This is a genomic window from Bradyrhizobium sp. NAS80.1, assembly GCF_001908205.1.
Taxonomy (GTDB): Bacteria; Pseudomonadota; Alphaproteobacteria; order Rhizobiales; family Xanthobacteraceae; genus Bradyrhizobium.
Window position 1 is genome coordinate 1 of sequence record NZ_LGHL01000275.1, and the last position, 16,941, is coordinate 16,941.

The 16,941-nt window shown below is 64.2% G+C and carries 16 protein-coding genes; 5 read left to right on the forward strand and 11 right to left on the reverse strand.

Annotation, left to right across the window (positions count from 1 at the left end; translation table 11 throughout):
* Positions 1 to 158: 158 nt before the first annotated feature.
* Complete coding sequence (gene soxY / locus AC629_RS41180; protein ID WP_084810377.1) at positions 159 to 650, reverse strand: thiosulfate oxidation carrier protein SoxY; 492 nt, start codon at positions 648 to 650, stop codon at positions 159 to 161.
* Positions 651 to 675: 25 nt separating this feature from the next.
* Complete coding sequence (gene soxX, locus AC629_RS41185) at positions 676 to 1,032, reverse strand: sulfur oxidation c-type cytochrome SoxX (RefSeq protein ID WP_084810378.1); 357 nt, start codon at positions 1,030 to 1,032, stop codon at positions 676 to 678.
* A 238-nt stretch (positions 1,033 to 1,270) separates the two neighbouring features.
* Between soxX and AC629_RS41190 the strand changes: the two genes are divergently transcribed.
* Entirely contained in the window at positions 1,271 to 1,945 is a 675-nt protein-coding gene (locus AC629_RS41190) for a DUF938 domain-containing protein (RefSeq protein WP_084810379.1), read from the forward strand.
* Positions 1,946 to 2,246: 301 nt separating this feature from the next.
* Here AC629_RS41190 and AC629_RS41195 read toward each other — a convergent pair whose 3' ends face one another.
* Positions 2,247 to 4,316 carry a prolyl oligopeptidase family serine peptidase gene (locus tag AC629_RS41195; RefSeq protein WP_084810380.1) on the reverse strand — a complete coding sequence of 690 codons (2,070 nt, stop codon included), beginning with the start codon at positions 4,314 to 4,316 and terminating at the stop codon, positions 2,247 to 2,249.
* Positions 4,317 to 4,504: 188 nt separating this feature from the next.
* Between AC629_RS41195 and AC629_RS41200 the strand changes: the two genes are divergently transcribed.
* Together AC629_RS41200 and AC629_RS41205 are read left to right on the forward strand one after the other, a co-directional pair.
* Positions 4,505 to 5,752 carry an MFS transporter gene (locus tag AC629_RS41200; protein ID WP_084810391.1) on the forward strand — a complete coding sequence of 416 codons (1,248 nt, stop codon included), beginning with the start codon at positions 4,505 to 4,507 and terminating at the stop codon, positions 5,750 to 5,752.
* 141 nt (positions 5,753 to 5,893) lie between these two features.
* Positions 5,894 to 7,132 (forward strand): MFS transporter, encoded by a 1,239-nt coding sequence (locus tag AC629_RS41205; RefSeq protein WP_084810381.1) that lies wholly within the window; start codon positions 5,894 to 5,896, stop codon positions 7,130 to 7,132.
* Between the two features lie 88 nt (positions 7,133 to 7,220).
* Here AC629_RS41205 and AC629_RS41210 read toward each other — a convergent pair whose 3' ends face one another.
* Positions 7,221 to 7,715 carry a VOC family protein gene (locus AC629_RS41210; protein WP_084810382.1) on the reverse strand — a complete coding sequence of 165 codons (495 nt, stop codon included), beginning with the start codon at positions 7,713 to 7,715 and terminating at the stop codon, positions 7,221 to 7,223.
* 90 nt (positions 7,716 to 7,805) lie between these two features.
* Positions 7,806 to 8,351, reverse strand: coding sequence for a carboxymuconolactone decarboxylase family protein (locus AC629_RS41215; protein WP_084810383.1), 546 nt, complete (start codon positions 8,349 to 8,351; stop codon positions 7,806 to 7,808).
* A gap of 158 nt (positions 8,352 to 8,509) precedes the next feature.
* Between AC629_RS41215 and AC629_RS41220 the strand changes: the two genes are divergently transcribed.
* Entirely contained in the window at positions 8,510 to 9,709 is a 1,200-nt protein-coding gene (locus AC629_RS41220) for an acyl-CoA dehydrogenase family protein (RefSeq protein ID WP_084810392.1), read from the forward strand.
* Positions 9,710 to 9,858: 149 nt separating this feature from the next.
* A complete protein-coding gene (locus tag AC629_RS41225) occupies positions 9,859 to 10,998 on the forward strand; it encodes an acyl-CoA dehydrogenase family protein (protein ID WP_084810384.1) in 1,140 nt (379 codons plus the stop codon).
* Positions 10,999 to 11,319: 321 nt separating this feature from the next.
* On the opposite strand, the gene AC629_RS41230 is transcribed toward AC629_RS41225, so the two are convergent.
* From AC629_RS41230 to AC629_RS41255, 6 genes are all read right to left on the reverse strand, one after another.
* Positions 11,320 to 12,357: an amino acid ABC transporter substrate-binding protein gene (locus tag AC629_RS41230; RefSeq protein ID WP_084810385.1), complete on the reverse strand. Its 1,038-nt coding sequence runs from the start codon at positions 12,355 to 12,357 to the stop codon at positions 11,320 to 11,322.
* Positions 12,358 to 12,489: 132 nt separating this feature from the next.
* A complete protein-coding gene (locus AC629_RS41235; protein WP_084810386.1) occupies positions 12,490 to 13,083 on the reverse strand; it encodes a L,D-transpeptidase in 594 nt (197 codons plus the stop codon).
* 196 nt (positions 13,084 to 13,279) lie between these two features.
* Positions 13,280 to 14,254: a hypothetical protein gene (locus AC629_RS41240; protein WP_084810387.1), complete on the reverse strand. Its 975-nt coding sequence runs from the start codon at positions 14,252 to 14,254 to the stop codon at positions 13,280 to 13,282.
* 102 nt (positions 14,255 to 14,356) lie between these two features.
* Positions 14,357 to 14,920 (reverse strand): thioredoxin family protein, encoded by a 564-nt coding sequence (locus tag AC629_RS41245; protein WP_084810388.1) that lies wholly within the window; start codon positions 14,918 to 14,920, stop codon positions 14,357 to 14,359.
* Positions 14,921 to 14,951: 31 nt separating this feature from the next.
* Complete coding sequence (locus tag AC629_RS41250) at positions 14,952 to 15,650, reverse strand: cytochrome c biogenesis CcdA family protein (protein WP_084810389.1); 699 nt, start codon at positions 15,648 to 15,650, stop codon at positions 14,952 to 14,954.
* A 541-nt stretch (positions 15,651 to 16,191) separates the two neighbouring features.
* Positions 16,192 to 16,803 carry a sigma-70 family RNA polymerase sigma factor gene (locus AC629_RS41255; protein WP_084810390.1) on the reverse strand — a complete coding sequence of 204 codons (612 nt, stop codon included), beginning with the start codon at positions 16,801 to 16,803 and terminating at the stop codon, positions 16,192 to 16,194.
* Positions 16,804 to 16,941 lie beyond the last annotated feature (138 nt).

A 16,941-nucleotide genomic window follows, 5' to 3' on the forward strand; every position in this document is an offset into this window, starting at 1 on the left:
GCCTGCACCTCGGTGATGTCGCCGTTGGCGGTGGCGCGTACGCGAATTGTGGATGCCATCTTGATCTCCTTCGCCAGAGCATGATCCGGAAAAGTGTGTAGCGGTTTTCCGAATAGATCATGCTCAAACATAAAAAGCTAAAGCGCGATGATCGCGCTTTAGCCGCCGCAGCCGCCGACTGTGACTTTCACTTCCTTGGTCGCGCTGTAGAGCTTGCCGTCGGCTTCGACGATCGCGATTACGTTGGTGGTCTTCGCCATCTTCAGGCGGTTGGCGACGCTCGGGATCGTGCCTTCCGGAATCTTGTAGGATGCCGCGAGCGCGTTCGGGTTCTCGGCCACGAAGAACGAAATCGAGGTCACCTTGTCGAGCGTCGTCGCCACGGAGATCGGCACGACGCCGCCGTTCTCGGCGATCTCAGGTGCATCTAACTTGACCTTGTCTGACGGCTCGGCGGTCTTGCCATAGAGCGCCTTGATCGCGTCCGCTTCGCTCTTCTGCTTGAACGCTTCTTCCGGATATTTGTCGTTCGCCGCAGCGCGCGCGGGAGTGGCGCCGAACGGGAGATTGCCAAGGCCGAGCAGCGCGACGGAGGCCGCGCCCTGAAGGATCAGGCGCCGCGTCGGATGAGGGCCGGTGGTCGTCGTCATCTGAAGTCTCCTGGCGGGCCTGCCGTTACAGCGTTTGCAGGAAATCAACGATCGCGTTGATCTCCTGTTCGGTCAGAATTCGGTTCCGGCCGAAAGGCGGCATCATGGTCTGCGGATTGCGCTTGGTCTCGTCGAAGATGATCGCGGCCAGCTCGTTACGATCAGGGTATTTGGCCTTGATGCCCTTCAGTTCCGGCCCGATCGTTCCCGGCAGGTCGCCACCTCTGATGACGTGGCAGGTCAGGCAATTGCCCTTGCCGCGGTCAAAGGCGAGTTTCTGGCCCTCAGTCACGGCGGATTGCGCCTGCGCGGGGCTCGCGGCAAGGCTGGCGGCAATGGCCAGGAGGACGTAAAGCACGGGCATCCGGGGAAGGGCGGTCAAGGCGTCATTCCGAGGCTATGTCGATGATCTCGTTTGCAGAAAATATGGTGTTCCAAAGCACAACGGGCATCGCCTGACAATCAAGACTATGCAGGCAGCGAATTGGAGTTAATATCTCTCGCATTGCAAACTGAGGAGATGTTTCGTTTCATCGGATCGGCCGGAACTAGCAAATTATTCTGGGGCGTTTTGGCCCGTTTGGCGTTCCTCTCTGTTTCACATTTCTCGGGGATCTCAATTGGCTGAATATGTCGTTGAATTTGGCAAGGACGGTGGACGGGTCGAATCGGATGGACGACTCGATGCCCCGGCATTTCATCGCAATCATGAGCCGCTCTGGGCGGCGCTCGAGAAGCATCTCGCCGGCAGTTCGGGCGACGTTGTCGAGGTCGGCAGCGGAACCGGCCAGCATGTGGTCTACTTCGCCCGCCACACGCCCGGTCTCGTCTGGTGGCCCAGCGACCTCAACCAGCGGCATCTGAAGAGCATCGAGGCCTGGCGCGTTCATTCCGCCCTGGACAACATCCGTTCCCCGCTGCGGATCGATCTCTCCGATCCCGACTGGTGCCCGGAGATGCGAGACGGGCAGGGGCCGGCCAGCCTCGCGGCCGTGTTCTGCGCCAATGTCATCCACATCGCGCCCTGGCACGTGGCCGAGGGCCTGTTCGCCGGCGCCGGACGCTATCTGCGGTCTGACGGCAAGCTGTTCCTCTACGGTCCCTTCAAGCGCGACGGCAAGCACACCGCGCTCAGCAATGCTGTGTTCGACACGTCGCTGCGCGAAGGCAATCCCGACTGGGGCGTGCGCGACGTCGGCGATGTCGAGAAACTCGCGAGGGCCGCTGGCCTCAACCTCGTCGAGACGATCGAGATGCCCGCGAACAATCTCACGCTGGTGTTCTCGCGCAGTTGAGGCGCTGACTTAGGCCTGGGTACACGCCACGAAGGCGGTGCGCTCCCTCCCCCCTTGCGGGGGAGGCAGAGGCCGCCTTCGGCGGCCGTCCTATTAGAGGACGCCGAAGCGTAGCTTCGGCTATGGGAGAGGGGTAGCCCAGGAAACGGTCTATCCATCTTACGGCCGTGCCGCGAGCGCAAATCGAGAGAGTCCCCGTGTGGCACCCCCCTCCCTGCCCCTCCCCCGCAAGGGGGAGGGAATGAGAGAGTGGTGCCCGCCTCACGTGGTGATGCGATCAGGGCGATGAGGGGATAGGCCCTCAGGCCTCGCCATCCCGCCAGCCGATCTTGTCCTTGAGGAAGCGGAAGCCGAGCACCTCGAAGCCGGCGCGTTCCTTGTTGTCTTTGCCGTAGCCGTGGCCGCCTGCTGCCGGCTCGTAGAACCAGGCCTCGTAGCCCATCGCATGGAGCTTCGCTGCCATCTTGCGCGCGTGGCCGGGATGGACGCGGTCGTCGCGCCGCGTGGTGGCGATCAGGATCGGCGGATAGGGCTGGCCAGGCTTTGCGTTGTGATAGGCGGAGTAGGTCTTCAGCCACTCCCATTCCTCTACCTTGTCGGGGTCGCCATATTCCGCGATCCAGCTCGCGCCCGCGAGCAGCTTGGTGTAGCGGCGCATGTCGATCAGCGGGATGGTGCAGAACAGCGCGCCGAAACGCTCGGGGTATCGCACCATCATGTTGGTGATGAGGATGCCGCCGTTCGATCCGCCTTGCGCGGCGATGCGCTTTGCTGTCGTCACGCCGCGGCGCACGAGATCGGCGGCAACGGCCGCGAAATCATCGTGCGACAGTTTCTTGCCGGCGAGGCGTCCGGCATCGTGCCAGCGCGTGCCGAACTCGCCGCCGCCGCGCAAATTCGCCTGCACCGTGGTGCCGCCGCGCTCCAGCCACAGCTTGCCGAGCGACGCATTGTAGTACGGCTTCACCGAGTGGCCGAAGCCGCCATAGGCGCTCATGTGGACCGGCGCATCGCCGGTCTCGCCCGCCGGACCGGTCTGGACATAGGGAATGCGCTCGCCGTCGATCGAGATCGCCTCGTGCTGCGTCACCACGAGGCCGTCGGCGGTGAACGTTTTCGGCGCCTGCTTGAGCACGGTCGGGCTTTCGACGCCGCGCTCGATCAACAGCATCGACGGTGGCGTGAGCGGATCCTGCACATTGGCGAGCAGGTCGCCGTTGCTCTCGGAGGGATGGCGGTCGAGCGGCCAGACGTCGACGACGCCGATTTTCGGCAGGCCGCCGAGTGTCTCGCGGCTCCAGCCCGCAGCCGACGGCGTGCAGATCTCGAATCGCGGCTTCAGCTCGTCGAGGATCGACAGCACCAGCTTGCCTGCGGCCCAGAAGAAACCCTGCAACGCGCGCCGCGGTCCAGGTTCGAACAGGACCGCAAAATCGCGGTTGCCGCCCAGGAACGCCGAGAGCGAAATGCCGAGCACGGTGTCAGTCGCATAGGTTCGGCCTTCGATCGGCCATTCCTTGCGCAGCTTCATCGCGAACCAGTCGCCATGCGCCTGCATCCAGATGCCGGTTGGCAGATCGAGCTTCGTCGTCGTGCCCTCTGCATCGCGCAGCCAGATGCCGTAATTGAAGAAATCGATCTGGTCGATGATCCAGGCTCGCGGCGCAGCGCCCGTGTCGTCGGAGCTGCCATAGATCATCATGTGATCGGCCGTGGTCTCGCGGATCACCTGCGCCCGATCTACGGGCTGGCCGCGCCGCCATAGGCGAACCGTCCTCGCATATCCCGAGCTCGTTACCATGCCCTCGCCATGGGCGCTGGACAGCAGCAACGTGTCGGCATCGAGCCAATCCGCGCCGCCCTTGGCTTCCGGCAGCGCAAAGCCGTCCGCAACGAAGCTTTTCGTATCAAGGTCGAATTCCCGCAAGGTGACGGCGTCGCTGCCGCCGCGCGACAGGCTCAGTATAGCCCGCGAGCCTCCCGGCATCGTGGTGATGGAGCTCAGCAGCCAGTCCTCGCCTTCGCTTCTTGCAAGCTGGTCGATATCCAGCATGGTCTCCCACGCCGGATTGGTTTTGCGAAACTCCGCCAGCGTGGTTCGCCGCCACAGGCCGCGCGGATTGATGGCGTCCTTCCAGAGGTTGTGGAGATCTGTGCCGCGCCGGCTGACATAGGGGATGTTGTCCGGCCGATCGTAGATCGCCGCGAGGATGTCGCGGTCGCGCTCGAAGGCCGCGCCGCCGAATTGATCGAGCGTCAGGCGGTTCTGCCGCTCGACGAAATCGAGCGCGCGTGGGCCCTCGATCTCCTCCAGCCAGAGCCAGGGATCATCGTCCGGAGCTGTGAGCGTGGGCCGGTCGTCAACGGACATGAACAAAACTCCAGAAGATCGCGGCGGGATAGGATTTGATCGAGCGCAAGCCGTCAAGGGCGTGCCCCTGTATCATCTGCCCGATTGCGTCAGAGGCATGGCCTGCGCCCGATTGCGCCGGTTGCTCGCCCTCCCGCACCCCTCCATAGTGCCGGGAATCAACGAGGCCCCTTCGGGCGGAAATGCCGATGACAGATGTGACTTCAGCCGACGAAATCGCCGACGACGCCCGCGCGCGCGCCAATGTGGTGCGCCTTGCCGCCGCGCAGGCGCTGACCGGCGCCAACTCGGCTGTGATCTTCGCGACCGGCTCGATCGTCGGCGCCACGCTCGCGCCCGACATGTCGCTCGCGACCGTGCCGCTATCGATGTATGTGGTCGGACTTGCCGCCGGCACGCTGCCGACCGGCGCGATCTCGCGCCGCTTCGGCCGCCGCTCGGCCTTCATCGTCGGCACCGGCTGCGGCGCGCTCACCGGCCTGCTCGGCTCGTTCGCGATCCTGCATGCTTCGTTCGCGCTGTTCTGCGTCGCGACCTTCCTTGGCGGTCTCTACGGCGCGGTGGCGCAATCCTATCGTTTCGCCGCCGCCGACGGCGCCAGCGCGGCCTACCGGCCCAAGGCGGTGTCCTGGGGGATGGCCGGCGGCGTGTTCGCCGGCGTGCTCGGTCCGCAGCTCGTGCAGTGGACCATGGACGTCTGGTCGCCCTATCTGTTCGCCTTCAGCTTCCTGGTGCAGGCCGCGGTGGCGCTGGTCGCCATGGGCATCGTCGCCGGCGTCGATATGCCGAAGCCGGCGCCGGCCGATCTGCATGGCGGCCGGCCGCTGCTCGAGATCGTGACCCAGCCGCGTTTCATCGCCGCCGCGCTCTGCGGCGTCATCGCCTATCCCATGATGAACCTGGTGATGACCTCGGCGCCGCTCGCCATGAAGATGTGCGGCCTCAGCGTCAGCGATTCCAATTTCGGCATTCAATGGCACATCGTCGCCATGTACGGCCCGAGCTTCTTCACCGGAGCGCTGATCGCGCGCTTCGGCGCGCCGAAAATTGTCGCCGCCGGCCTGCTGCTGGAGGCCGGCGCCGCCGCCATCGGCCTCTCCGGCATCACCGCGATGCACTTCTGGGCGACGCTGTTCGTGCTCGGCGTGGGTTGGAATTTCGCCTTCATCGGCGCCTCCGCGCTGGTGCTCGAGACGCACCGTCCGCAGGAGCGCAACAAGGTGCAGGCCTTCAACGATTTCCTCGTGTTCGGCATGATGGCAATCGGCTCGTTCTCCTCCGGCCAGTTGCTCGCCAATTACGGCTGGTCCGCGGTGAACATGGTGGTGTTCCCGCCGGTGGTGGTCGGCCTCGCGGTGCTCTCGTTCGCCTCCTGGGCTCGCCGTCGCAAGGCGCGGCTCGAAGCGGCGATGGGCGAATTTCCGGATGCGATCTGATTGGCGGGAGGATGTCAGCAGTCTCGATACTTCGATCGCCGTCGAAGTGACTTTCGGGACTGGCATTGTTACATGATGCTCGTCGTGGATAGCCGGGCGTAAATCGAAGCGCTTCGCGGGGGAAACCAAGGACAAGCGCAAATGCTCGACAATCCCCGGCACCCCGCGCCCGTCGACGAATCCTCGCTCCGCTACGAAGGCTGGCGCATCGTCGCGGTCTGCTTCCTGCTCGCGACCTTCGGCTGGGGGCTCGGCTTCTACGGCCAGAGCATCTATGTCGCCGAACTCCAGCGCGCGCGGGGCTGGCCGGCCTCGCTGATCTCGTCAGGAACGACCTTCTTCTACCTGTTCGGCGCGCTGCTCGTCGTCTTCGTCGGCGAAGCCGTCCGGACATACGGCCCGCGGCTCTGCCTGATCGCCGGTACGCTGGCGATGGCGGCCGCCGCGGTCGCGATCGGTGCGGTGCGCGAGCCCTGGCAGCTTTATCTTGCGGATGCCGTGCTCGCCTTCGGCTGGGCCGGCACCAGTTTGGCCATGATCACCAATACGATCAGCCTGTGGTTCGACCAGAAGCGCGGCATGGCGATCAGCCTGGCGCTGAACGGCGCGAGTTTTGGCGGCATCGTCGGCGTGCCGCTGCTGGTGATGTTGATCAGTCACATCGGCTTTGCCAGCGCGATGTACGCCGCTGCCGGCGCCCTGCTGGTGCTGCTCCTGCCGGTGATCCTGTTTCTCGTCGGCCGCCCGCCCGATCTCCATGGCTGGCATGCGACGGCGAAGGCGAAGCCGCAATCGTCGACGGAGATCCGTAAGGCTGCGCTGCGCGATGTCGGCTTCCTCACAGTGACGATTGCGTTTGCGCTGGTGCTGTTCGCCCAGGTCGGCTTCATCGTGCACCTGATCTCGTTCCTCGACCCCGTGATCGGACGCGAGCGCGCCGCTGTTGCCGTTGCGGTGTTGACCGCGATGGCGGTGGTCGGCCGGGTGCTGTTCTCGATGGTGATCGACCGCCTCAACCAGCGGCTCGCCTCGGCGCTGTCGTTCCTGAGCCAGGCGACGGCACTTCTCGTCGTCATCAACCTGCACAACGACTATGTGCTGATCGCGGCCTGCGCGGTGTTCGGCTTCTCGGTCGGCAATGTCATCACGCTGCCGTCGCTGATCGTGCAGCAGGAGTTCGACTCCGCCTCGTTCGGCGTGCTGATTAGTCTCAACACCGCGATCAACCAGGTGACCTACGCGTTCGGCCCCGGCGTCGTCGGGGCCTTGCGCGATTTCTCCGGCGGCTATTCGCTGCCGTTCTATCTCTGCATCGCGCTGGAGGTAGCGGCCGCAGCGCTGATCATGGTGCGCGGGATGCCCCGCACGAAGGCTTCGTAGGGTGGGTTCGCCGAAGGCGTAACCTACCAACTTCGTCCGGCATTCGCTGAAGCATGGCGGGTTACGCTTCGCTAACCCACCTACGAGATCACGCTTCTCGCTGCCTCAAGAGATCCTCGACATCCAGCCGCTTCGTAAACATTGCAAGCTTTCCATCCGCTCCAAACGGCCATTGCTCCCGCGGCTTGTCCCAATACAGCTCCACGCCATTTTCATCTGGATCGCGCAAATACAGCGCCTCGCTGACGCCGTGGTCGCTGGCGCCGTCAAGCGCAATGCCGGCCGAGAGCACGCGGTGCAGCGCATCCGCCAGCGCCGGCCGCGTCGGATAGAGGATCGCGGTGTGATAGAGCCCCGTCGTGCCCGGCGGCGGCGGCGAGCCGCCTTTGCTTTCCCAGGTGTTGAGCCCGATGTGGTGATGATAGCCGCCGGCCGAGATGAAGGCGGCGCCGGAGCCCATGCGCTGCATCAGCTCGAAGCCGAGAACGCCGCAATAGAAACCGAGCGCGCGATCGAGATCGGCGACCTTGAGATGAACGTGGCCGATCAGGGTGCCGGCATTGACGGCTGAATTATGCGACATGTGGCTGCTCCGTTGCTGAACCCCACATAGGCCGGGCTCCGGGACTGCGCTATTGGCCTATCCCGAAACCCATCGTTTCCGAATAGGCAACTAGGACAGCTCCGGCACCTCGCCTTCGGGAAGCTCGAACTCAAACGTGTTCAGCGTCATCGACACCAGCGTGTAATAGCCGCACAGCCCGATCACCTCGACGACGCCGCGTTCGCCGAGCAGCTTGATTGCCTCGTCGTAGAGACGCTTCTCGACACCGTGGCCTTCGTGCAGCGACTTCGCCAGATCGTAGATCATCTGGCCCTTGGGATCGTCGAACTCCGGTGTGCGGCGGTCGCGGATCGCGTCGATAATCTCTGGCTTCATGCCGCCCTGCAGCGCGAGGCGCTTATGGGCATACCATTCGTACTGCGCGGTCCAGTGCCGTGCCGTCACCAGGATCGCGATCTCCGAAAGCTTTGCGGGAAATACGGTGTCGAAACGAAGGACCTCGCCGAGCCGCGTCGCGTGACGCGCCATCTCCGGACTGTTGAGCCAGGCCATCATCGGCGCGGGCGGCTTGCCGCGTTTGCCGGCAATCGACTCGTCATAGGTCTGCCGCTGGCTCTCGTTCATTTCGCCAGGCGAAAGTAGTTTCAGGCGCATTGTTGTTTCCTCTTTGTTTTCAAGCCTCGCCTCGCGGCGACTATAGCCGAATGCAGCGTGGCGTGCGTAGCTGTGAGGGCTACGGAAGTGGTTGAATTCCACGGTGCGATGGCCCAGAGTCGCCCACAACAAGTCGAATTTGATTGATGGAAACGACCATGAGCGAATCTGAAGCCGCCGACCTCGAAGAATTCCGCAAGCAGACGCGCGCTTGGCTGGAAGCCAATTGTCCGCCGGAAATGCGCAAGCCCGCGACATCCGACGCCGACGTGTTCTGGGGCGGGCGCAACGCAAAGTTCTCGTCCGAGCCGCAGCGCATCTGGTTCGAGCGCATGCGCGACAAGGGCTGGACCGTACCGGACTGGCCGAAGGAATATGGCGGCGGTGGTCTGAGCGCGGCCGAGCACAAGGTCTTGCGCGCGGAGATGGCGAAGATGGGTGCGCGGCCGCCGCTGTCCAGCTTCGGCATCTGGATGCTCGGGCCGGCGCTGCTCAAATACGGCAACGAAGCACAAAAGAAGGAGCATCTGCCGAACATAGCGGCAGGCCTGATCCGCTGGTGCCAGGGCTATTCCGAGCCGAATGCCGGCTCCGATCTCGCCTCGCTTCAGACCCGCGCCGAGAGCGACGGCGACGATTTCGTCATCACCGGCCAGAAGATCTGGACGTCCTACGCCAACTACGCCGACTGGATCTTCTGCCTCGTGCGCACCGACCCGGCCGCGAAGAAGCATGACGGCATCAGCTTCATCCTGTTCGACATGACCTCGAAGGGCGTCTCGACCAAGCCGATTCTCTTGATCTCCGGTTATTCGCCGTTCTGCGAAACCTTCTTCGACGGCGTCCGCGTGCCGAAGTCGCATGTGGTCGGCACCGTCAACCGCGGCTGGGACGTCGCGAAATATCTGCTCCAGCACGAGCGCGCGATGATCTCGGGCATGGGCGAGCGCGGCGTCGGCCGTCCGCTCGGCCAGATCGCGGCTGATTCCGTCGGCTCCGATGCGCAAGGGAAGCTCGATGATTCGATGCTGCGCAGCCAGATTGCCAGCTTCGACGTCGACGAAGCTGCGCTCGCGGCCTGCGCGGAGCGCGCGGTCGATCTCGCCAAGGCGGGCCAGGCGCATCCGGCGTTCTCGTCGGCGATGAAGTATTACGGCACCGAACTCAACAAGCGCCGCTACGAGATCCTGATGTCGGCAGGCGGCGTCGATGCGCTGGAATGGGAGAGCGAACGCTCGAAGCAGGGCGCCCGCCCGCGCGCCTGGCTGCGCACCAAGGCCAACTCGATCGAGGGCGGCACGTCCGAGGTCATGCTCGGCATCGTCGCCAAGCGCATCCTCGATCTGCCGGGGGCGTGAGCCGCACTTTAGCCGCACGTCATTCCGGGGCGCGCGAAGCGCGAGCTCGGAATCCATAACCACCAATCAGGAGTATGGATTCTGGGCCTGGCCCTTCGGGTCATCCCGGAATGACGAAGACAAATAGACTTCGAATCGGAAACAAGCACATGGCCCTCGTCCTCACCGAAGAACAATCGATGCTCCGCGACTCCGCGCGCGGGTTGATCAGCGACAAGGCGCCGGTGTCGCACCTGCGCGGCTTGCGCGACGCCAAGGATCCCACCGGCTTCTCCAAGGAGCTGTGGCAGTCCTTCGCCGAGATGGGCTTTGCCGGCCTGCTCGTGCCGGAAGAGTTCGGCGGCAGCGGTCTCGGCTTTGTCGAAGCCGGCGTCGTCATGGAAGAGATCGGCCGCACGCTGATGCCCTCGCCGTTCCTCGCCACCAGCGTGGTCGCGGCCTCGGCGCTGAGCCGTGGCGGCAATGCCGCGCAGAAGTCGGAGTATCTGCCGAAGATTTCCAACGGCTCGCTGCTCGCAACGCTTGCGATCGACGAGGGCGCCAAGCATCGCCCGCTCCAGACCAACCTCCAGGCCGTTCGCGCCGGCAACGGCTTCAAGCTCAGCGGCGCCAAGGCGCTGGTCGTTGACGGCCATGTCGCGGACCTCTTCATCGTTGCCGCGCGCACCGCTGGCTCCGCCGGCGAGCGCGAGGGGCTGACGTTGTTCCTGGTCAACCCCAAGGCCAGGGGCGTCGCGGTCGAGCGCACCATCATGGTGGACGCGCACAACGCGGCACGGATTGAATTCGCCAACGTCGAGGTCAATGCCGACAGCGTGCTCGGCGAGGTCGACCAGGGCGCGGCCCTGCTCGACGGTGTGCTCGATATCGGCCGCGGCGCGGTTGCGTCCGAAATGGTGGGCCTCAGCGACGAGGTGTTTGGCCGCACCGTCGAGTACCTGAAGAGCCGCAAGCAGTTCGGCAAGCTGATCGGCGAATTCCAGGCGCTCCAGCACCGCGCCGCGCAGCTCTATGTCGACATCGAGATCACCCGCGCCGCCACGATGAAGGCGCTCCAGGCGCTGGATACGGACGTCGCCAAGGCAGCGTCAGCCGTCGCAGTGGCAAAAGCCCGCGCCGGCACCACCGCCACGCGCGCGGTGCAGGAAGGCGTGCAGATGCATGGCGGCATGGGCATGACCGACCAGTTCGACATCGGCTTCTTCATGAAGCGCGCGCGCGTCTGCGAGGAATTGTTCGGCGACGCGAATTACCACACCGAGCAGCTCGCCCGCGCGCGGGGGTATTGAGGCGTACCGTCACGTCACACTGGGTGTCATCGCCCGCGAAGGCGGGCGATCCAGTACGCCGTGGCTCCTCCGCATACGATTGACGTCTCGGAATACTGGATCGCCCGGTCAAGCCGGGCGATGACAGTTGAGAGTGTGGAGAGCGCGCGCCCCAAGCTCCTCATTGCGAGGAGCGCGTAGCCCGGATGAGCGAAGCGACATCCGGGAATGTCGCGCGGCCCCGCATGTCGCTTCGCTCATGCGGGCTACAGCTCCAAAAACGTGGATGCCCGGGACGAGCCCGGGCATGATGATTGAGAGCGTGGCTGAGGCCGAAGACTATTAACGCATCGGCGGCGCGTACTGCACGCCACCTGCATTCCACAGCTGGTTCATCCCGCGCGGGATCTTCAGCTTGGACTTCTCGCCGATGTTGCGCTCGTACATCTCGCCGTAATTGCCGACGTGGCGGATGACGCGGACGGCCCAGTCCTTGGTGAGTCCGAGCTGCTCGCCGTAATTGCCTTCGGTGCCGACCAGGCGCATCACTTCCGGCTTCTTCGACTTCAGGGCCTCGTCGATGTTCTCCGAGGTGACCCCCAGCTCCTCGGCGTTGATCATCGCGTAGAGCGTCCACTTCACGATCATCATCCAGTCATCGTCGCGCTGGCGCACGACGGGAGCGAGCGGCTCCTTGGAGATCATGTCCGGCAGGATCATATGGTCGCCGGGCTTGGAGAGGTTGAGCCGCAGCGCGTAGAGCTGGGAGACGTCGGCGGTGAGCGTATCGCACTTGCCGGTGTCGTAGGCCTTCACGACGTCGTCGAGCTTGTCGAACTTTACCTCTTCAAACTTCATGTTGTTGGCACGGAAGTAGTCGGCGAGGTTGAGCAGCGTCGTCGTGCCGGCCTGCACGCAGACCTTGCTGCCGGTCAGGTCCAGCGAGGTCTCCTTGTTACGCGAGCGCGGCACCATGAAGCCTGCGCCGTCGTAATAGGCGACCGCGGGGAAATAGAGGTCGTAGTCGAGCTCACGCGCCATGCTCCAGGTCGAGTTGCGCGAGAGGATGTCGACCTTGCGGCTCTGCAATTCCTTGAAGCGCTCGCTGGCGTCGAGCGGCACGAACTTCGCCTTGCTCGGATCGTTGAAGATCGCCGAGGCGACCGCACGGCAGAAATCGACGTCGAAGCCGGTCCAGTTGCCCTTCTCGTCCGGGATCGAGAAGCCCGGCAGGCCCTTGTTGACGCCGCACAGCACTTCGCCGCGGCGAACCGTGCGCTTCAGGGTGCGGGTGTCGTAGAATTCATAGATGATGGCCAGAGCCGCAACCAGCACGGCGACCGCGAGCCCGATGAGCAGGCCGCCTCGGAATGTGCGCATGATATCTCTCTCTCGAAATAATCGGGAAAAGGAGTTGGAACGAGGGCGGGAAGCATGATCCGGAACCGGAGGGCCGCGTTAGCGCAAAGTGCGAAGCGGTTTTCCGAAAAGACCATGCTCAAACGATAACTCTCAGAGTTCGGGCTTCTGCCGGATGACCACCTTGGTGCCAACAGGGACGCGATCGTAGAGATCGGCGACGTCATTGTTGACGAGACGGAAACAGCCCGAGGACACCTTGGTGCCAATCGTGTCGGGACGGTTGGTGCCATGGATGCGGTAGACGGTGGTGCCGAGATACATGGCGCGGGCGCCGAGCGGATTGCCGGGGCCGCCGGCCATGAAGCGCGGCAGATAGGGCTGGCGCTGGATCATCTCCGGCGGGGGCGTCCAGTCCGGCCATTCTTTCTTGTTGGTAATGGTCACCAGCCCTTGCCACTGGAAGCCGTCGCGGCCGACGCCGATGCCGTAGCGGATCGCGCGCCCGCCGGGCTGCACCAGATAGAGGTGCCGTTCGGCGGTCGAGACGATGATCGTGCCCGGCGCTTCAGTGGTGCGGAAATAGACGACCTGCTTCTGCCATTCCGGGTCGAGCTGGTAGGCATCGTCGGCGATCAGGCCCGGCTCATCGCCCCGGTCGGGCTGCTGCGCGGAGGCATAAGAGGTGGACAGGACCAGACCAAGGGCGGCGATGAACATCCCGGTCAGGCGACGAAAATCCGTCATTTCAAGCTCTCCCCGCTGCCACAGCGCAAATCATTCGGAACCATCAAATCTCAGAGGCAAGTTCATGGCAAGTTGATGGCGAGCCCGGCAGGTATGTCACGAGAATGCTTTGGTTTTTTGACAAACCCGGCAGTGCCACGAACAGAGCATGGCGCGAAAAGCAGTACCCTCAACGTCCGGGGCGGGGCGGGCGGTGTCAGATCTGGTTATTCTCCGGCGCGATCCCGAGGCGCCGGACGATCTCGGTCCCCACGGCGCGGGCTTCGAGCCTTGAGCCGATGCGGGGGCTGCGAAATCGTTGGCCTGAGTGCGTTCGGATCACAACGATGCAGTGTTCGTCCTCGGACCGGCCGCGGCGCTCGACCGTGATCGTCTTCACGTCGCGCCCCTCGATATAGTCCGTGCGCGGCTTGCCGTCGCCCCACAGACGCTCGACGCGGATATCGCCTTGCCGGATGATCCAGAAGGCGCCGGTCACGAGGTTGGCGTATCTGTGCACGGCGAACGCGGCGATCGCGCCGATCGGCAACAGCATGATGTCGACTGGGCCGGGCGACAGGCCACGCCAGAGCTTGTAGGCGTAGGGAACGGCGCTCATTGCGACAGCGGTCAGTGCAACGATCCGGATGTCCCTTGCGGAAAACGGCTCGAGGGGCTCGCCGAGATGCATCTCGGGATTGCTGGCATCGAGCGGATTGACCGGTGCTTCGACGTTGGGAACGCCGAACTGTTCGGCGATCCGAGCCACCGTTTCGCGAACATGGGTGACATCGGAGATCGGCGGGGAGGTCAGGCGCTCCCCCGAGGCCAGCGTGAAGGCCAGTTGGAAGCGGGCTTTCGCCCTCTTGCTGCCGGGAACTTGCAGTCCGGTGACGTCGTCTCTTGTGACGATCCTGGTGCGAAGCTTCCCGAACGGGCGTTGTTGCCCGATCAGGATCTCGTCCGGCGTGATGATCCACACCACGGCCGGCGCCAGCATGATGCCGCCGACGAACGCCGCTCCCAGAAGGAGCGCGACCACCGATATGATCACCTCCAGGGTGTCGTGCGTGAACAGGCCGGGCGTAAAGCAGAGTGCGACGGCGGCCGCAAAGCCGGACATGACCAGCCGCTGCGCGATCGAGGAGCCTTCACGAAGGCGGATGTCGTTGCTGGTGGTCGCGTCGTCCATTGCGGCGGCTGATTTTCGTCGCCGCGAAACTCCACGGACGGGTCCGTGGAGTCAAGCAACAAGGGTGACAAGTCAAACCAGCCGCGTGATCTCCGTGCGGGATCAGCTATTGGCATTCAGCAGCCGGCCGACGGTGCGGTCGATCTCGTCGTAACGGCCCTCACCCTCGTGCTGGAACACGATCTTGCCGGTCTGGTCGATGATGTATTGCGCCGGCCAATACTGGTTGCGGTAGGCGTTCCAGGTTTTGGAATCATTGTCCTGCGCAACCGGATAGGTGATGCCGTGACGCTTCAGCGCGGCCTGCACGTTGGAGGCTGAGCGCTCGAACGGGAATTCCGGCGTGTGCACGCCGACCACGACGAGGCCCTTGTCCTTGTATTTGGCATAGAGGTCGGTGACGTGCGGCAGCGTGTTGACGCAGTTGACGCAGCCATAGGTCCAGAAATCGACCAGCACGACCTTGCCGCGGAGGTCCGCGATGCTCAGCGGCTTGGAGTTGAACCAGTTGGTGATGCCGGCGAAGTCGGGCGCGGTCTGCTGGCTTGCGGCGGCGGTGACAGCAGGCACGGCGCGCGCGGCCTCGTCGCAGATGCCGGGGATCACGGCGCCGGTCACGGCGATGCCGATCAGCGCGGCGGAGACAGTGAGCAGTTTGAAAGTCATGGAAGCGTCCTCCGGTGAAGATGAGGGATGGTCACAGGCCGATCTGGCCGGTGGGATAGAATCCGGTGAGCCACGCCACGATCAGCGTGTCGTATTGGAAGTAGGCGGCAACCGCGAACGCGATCACGACGACGCCAAAGCCCTGCTGTAGGCGCGGCGAGATGCGCGCGAGGCTGCGCACGCGCGTGGTTGCGGCCTGCCCGCCATAGGCGATCGCCAGCATCGGGATGGCTGCGCCGATGGCGTAGGCGACCAGCAGCGTGCCGGCCCAGGCGAGATTCTTCGAGGTCGCAACCAGGGTCAGGATCGAGCCGAGCACCGGGCCCGCGCAGGGCGTCCAGACCAGGCCCAGCGTGGTGCCGAGCACGAGACCGCCGAGCGCGCCCTCGCGCTGCGCGCCACCTGCTGCGCCGAGACCGAGCCAGCCATTGAGGCGGATCGACAGCCACTCGAACGGTGCCGGCCACAGCATCAACAGGCCGAAGCCGAGCAGCAGGATCGCAGCCGCCGAGCGCAGCACGTTCGGATCGAAATCAAACAGCCGCGTGACGGCGCCGAGCAGCAGCGCGGCCGCCGAGAACGAGATGACGAAGCCGAGCGCGATCATCGCCGGGCGCAGATTTCCGGCGCGCCCGATCGAAGCGCCGAGCAGGATCGGCAGCATCGGCAGTGTGCAGGGCGCGGCGATGGTGAGGACGCCGGCAAGGACGGCGAAGATCAGGTCGAGCATGGGGCACTCGTGAAGGAGGTCACGATTGTTTCGGGCCGGATGCGCCTGATGTTACGCAGCGTCACACGTTTGTGACGGAGCGGCTGTTTCGCCGGGGAGTAGCTGTGGCCGCATTGAAGGTGCGCTCCCTCCCCCTTGCGGGGGAAGGCTGGGGAGAAGGGTAGCCACGAACTCCGATCTTGCTTGGGGCTACCCCCCTCCCTGCCCCTCCCCCGCAAGGGGGGAGGGAATGAGAGAGAGGTGCCCGGCTCACTCAAGAGGCGCGCCAAAACGTTCTGGTCGCCTCGCGGAAAGGCATGCTGACTCCGCGGCGGCTCATGCCCGCGGCCCCCCCCAAACACAAAACGACCCGGAGGGGGGCATCCCGTCCGGGTCGTTGGAGGTCCTTGGGAGGTTTAACCAAAACCGTATGCGAGCTTTATAGGAGGGAAGTTTTTCCGGCTGATGTTGTGCTTTGTTTCAATTGTTTCGTCGGCGGTAACACTTCCGTGTCCGCGACAGGGCCAGGAAATCCAGTCCTATCCCATTGAAATCCTGAGCTTTAGGCGGCGAAGCGATCGACCCCGGCGCCCTTAAGCAGATCGGCCAGCTGCTTGCGGGCATAGAACATCCGCGTCTTCACCGTGCTCTGGGGGATGCCGATGATCTGCCCGACCTCCTCCACCGATTTCTCATGGTAGTAGACGAGGTTGATGATCTCGCGATGCGCGGGTGACAGCTTTGCGACGCAGGCGCGCAGGATCGCGCTGGTGTCGTTACGGTCGAGCGAGCTCTCCGGCGTGTCGGAATCGTCAGGAATCTGGCGCACGTCCTCCTGGTCAATGTCCTCGAAGCGGCGCTGGCGCATCGCGGTCAGCGCCTTGAAGCGGGCGATCGAGAGCAGCCAGGTCGAGACCTGCGAACGGCCCTGGAACTGGCCGGCGGTCCGCCACACGTCGAGGAACACCTGGCTGACCAGGTCTTCCGCCGTGGTGGCGTCGCGCACGATGCGCAGGATGAATCGGTAAACCCGAACATTGTGCCGGCAATAGAGGATGTGCATGGCCGTCCGGTTGCCGTCGGCAATGCTTTCCAGAAGCATGTCGTCCGAAGTCGCCTGAGCGGCAATGATGCCCTGGCTGGCCTGGGCGTTGATGGCGATGACGTTCGGCATTGACTTGCTCCCCGTAGCGCCGCAACCGAGCGGCGTTTCCTTGGACCAAAGTGTTAATGAGCCAACGTTTCGGGACGTCTGCACGAAAAGCGGAAAATGGTTTCGTGCGCTGCTGAATTGTTTCGTCGGACAAAATGC